2 protein-coding genes are annotated in these 3519 nt (G+C 34.6%); both read left to right on the top strand.

Annotated elements, in window-relative coordinates:
* Window positions 1–460: 460 nt before the first annotated feature.
* Complete coding sequence (guaB, locus tag CD29_RS19130) at window positions 461–1927, top strand: IMP dehydrogenase (protein ID WP_036190656.1); 1467 nt, start codon at window positions 461–463, stop codon at window positions 1925–1927.
* A 144-nt stretch (window positions 1928–2071) separates the two neighbouring features.
* Window positions 2072–3412, top strand: coding sequence for a D-alanyl-D-alanine carboxypeptidase family protein (locus tag CD29_RS19125; protein WP_036190653.1), 1341 nt, complete (start codon window positions 2072–2074; stop codon window positions 3410–3412).
* Window positions 3413–3519 lie beyond the last annotated feature (107 nt).

Here is a 3519-nt window from a genome sequence, read left to right as displayed (position 1 = left end):
ATGGTAGTTGGGGGCTTCCCCCTGTGAGAGTAGGACATCGCTTCGCAACATGACACCACTAATTGTAGTGGTGTTTTTTTTATACCGAAACCTGTATCGAAGACCAATCGTCAGGTTGTGTTTGAAAATTTATATGTATTCCCTTAAATAAGTTTAAAGAAGTAGAACAAAATATAATGGTGTGGAAATGAATTTTAAGGAAACATAGTTTATTTAAATGCTGTACTAATAAATAATAGTTTTTCATATTAACCATCGCCGTTAATAAGGAGAATGTCGTCTCAATGTTGATAAAACAGTTAAAATAAGAACTTATTGTACAAAAGAGTAATTAAAAAAACAGCTTAATTAAACAAATTATAATATTCCGAATTATTTTTCTTTTTTAATAATCTTGACACTTTTTTTACATGTTGTTAACCTTACTATTAATATTTAAAAACTAGGAGGCCTTTACGAAATGTGGGAAACGAAATTTGCCAAAGAAGGTTTAACGTTTGACGATGTATTATTAGTACCTGCACATTCAGAAGTATTACCAAAGGAAATTGATTTATCTGTTCAATTAACACCCAAAATTAAACTAAATATTCCAATGATCAGTGCTGGTATGGATACTGTTACAGAATCAAAAATGGCAATCGCAATTGCACGCCAGGGCGGGATTGGTATTATCCATAAGAACATGTCAATCGAAGAACAAGCTGAAGAAGTTGAAAAAGTTAAACGTTCTGAAAATGGTGTAATTTCAGACCCATTCTTTTTAACTCCTTCACATCAAGTATATGATGCTGAACATTTAATGGGGAAATACCGCATTTCGGGTGTTCCAATTGTTAATAATCCAGAAGAACAAACATTAGTAGGGATTATTACAAATAGAGATATGCGTTTTATCTCTGACTATTCATTAAAAATTGAAGATGTAATGACAAAAGAAAATTTAATTACTGCTCCAATTGGTACAACTTTAGAAGAAGCTGAACAAATTTTGCAAAAATACAAAATTGAAAAACTTCCAATAGTTGACGAAAACGGTAAGTTAAAAGGGTTAATTACTATTAAAGATATTGAAAAAGTGATTGAATTCCCTAATGCTGCAAAGGATCAGTTAGGCCGCTTATTAGTAGGTGCTGCTGTTGGTGTTTCAAAAGATACATTACCACGTGTAGCAAAACTTGTAGAAGCTCAAGTTGATGTCATTGTAATCGACACAGCTCATGGTCATTCACAAGGTGTTTTAAACACAGTTAAGCAAATTCGTGAAGCTTATCCTGAATTAGAAATTATTGCTGGAAATGTTGCAACTGGAGAAGGAACACGTGCATTATATGAAGCTGGTGCTGATGTTGTAAAAGTTGGTATTGGACCTGGTTCAATTTGTACAACTCGTGTAGTTGCAGGTGTTGGTGTACCTCAAATTACAGCAGTTTATGATTGTGCAACAGTTGCACGAGAATTTGGAAAGACAATCATTGCTGATGGTGGTATTAAATACTCTGGAGATATCGTAAAAGCACTAGCTGCTGGTGGACATGTTGTTATGCTAGGTTCGTTACTAGCGGGTACAACTGAATCACCTGGTGAAACTGAGATCTTCCAAGGACGTCGCTTCAAAGTTTACCGAGGTATGGGTTCACTTGCTTCTATGGAGAAAGGTTCAAAAGACCGTTACTTCCAAGAAGATGCGAAAAAACTTGTTCCTGAAGGAATTGAGGGTCGACTTCCTTACAAAGGACCTTTAGCTGATACAATTCACCAATTAATTGGAGGTATTCGTGCAGGTATGGGGTACTGTGGTTCTCCAAACTTAGAATATTTAAGAGAAAACTCTCAATTTGTTCGTATGACAGGTGCAGGACTTCGAGAATCTCATCCACATGATGTACAAATTACGAAAGAAGCACCAAACTATTCATTACAATAAAATGATATGAACCTTTTGCACTCTTTTATCGTCAATATATGATAATAAAAGAGTGCTTTTTTCTATTATTTCCCCAAACATATATAGTGAAAACTATGATAAAATTGCGGATATAACAATAAAAATTTGTGGAGGTAATTTCGATTGAAAACAGTAAGGAAGACATCATGGTTTAACTTATTAGTAATTCCGATTCTGTTACTTAGCTTTTTAATGTCAACACCAATAAGTGCGAGTGCAGAAACAGATTTAGGCTTAAATGTAGATGCAGCAATATTAATTGATGCAGACACAGGGAAAATTTTATATGAACAAAATGCAGATGCAGCCTTAGGTATTGCAAGTATGACTAAAATGATGACTGAGTATATCCTTTTAGATGCAATCGATGAAGGGACAATTACTTGGGATCAGGAATATCGAGTAACAGACTATACATATAAAATGTCTCAAAACCGTGCATTAAGTAATGTTCCATTAAGAGCAGATGGTTCTTATACTATACGTGAGCTATACGAAGCAATGGCAATTTATTCTGCTAATGCTGCAACTGTAGGAATTGCAGAAACAATTGCAGGAACAGAAACAGAGTTCCTAAAATTAATGAACAAAAAAGCTGAGGAACTTGGTTTAACAAGTTATAAATTTGTTAATACAACAGGTTTAAATAATGCAGATCTTAATGGTATGCATCCTGCTGGGACAGGTCCTGACGATGAAAATGTTATGTCAGCAACAGATGTTGCAAAATTAGCATACCATTTATTAAAAGACCATCCAGAAGTACTTGAAGTTTCAAGTATCCCAAAGAAAACTTTCCGTGAAGGTACAGAAGATGCAATCCAAATGGAAAACTGGAACTGGATGTTACCTGGTCTAGTGTTTGAATATGAAGGTGTAGATGGCTTAAAAACAGGTACAACAAATTTTGCAGGATCATGTTTTACAGGGACTGCAGAACGTAATGGAACACGTCTAATTGCTGTAGTTATGAATGCGGTAAATGAATACGGTATTGATCCGGTGAAAAAGGCACGATTTGATGCTACAAGAACGCTATTTGATTATGGTTTTTCACAGTTCTCTAAACAAGAAATTGTACCAGCAAATTATGTATTTGAAGATCAAAAATCAATCCCTGTTACAAAAGGGAAAGAAGATCAAGTTGCAATTGGTGTAAAAGAACCTATTTCTATCGTCGTTAAATCAAGTGAAAAAGATTTATATAAACCAAAATTGACATTAGAAACGGATACACTGGAAGCCAAAGTAGAAGAAGGTACTGTTGTTGGTAAAGTCGTAATTGAACGAACTGAAGGTACAGATTATGGATATATTGATGGGAAAGACTTTTCTGCAGATGTTGTGACAACTGAAACAGTTGAAAGAGCAGGTTGGTTCTCATTATTATTCCAAGCAATAGGTGGCTTCTTTGCAAGTATCTGGAACGGAATTACAGGATTTATTATGGGGCTATTCTCATAAAATAATTAGTTATAAGGGGTTCAACCTCTAACGAAAAACACACAATTTTATTGTGTGTTTCAGATTGTCGACAAAAGGTCTTCGAAATGCTTTCATTTTGAAGACCT

The sequence above is a fragment of the Ureibacillus manganicus DSM 26584 genome, from assembly GCF_000772945.1.
Lineage (GTDB): Bacteria > Bacillota > Bacilli > Bacillales_A > Planococcaceae > Ureibacillus > Ureibacillus manganicus.
This window is presented reverse-complemented; position numbering and strand designations above follow the sequence as displayed.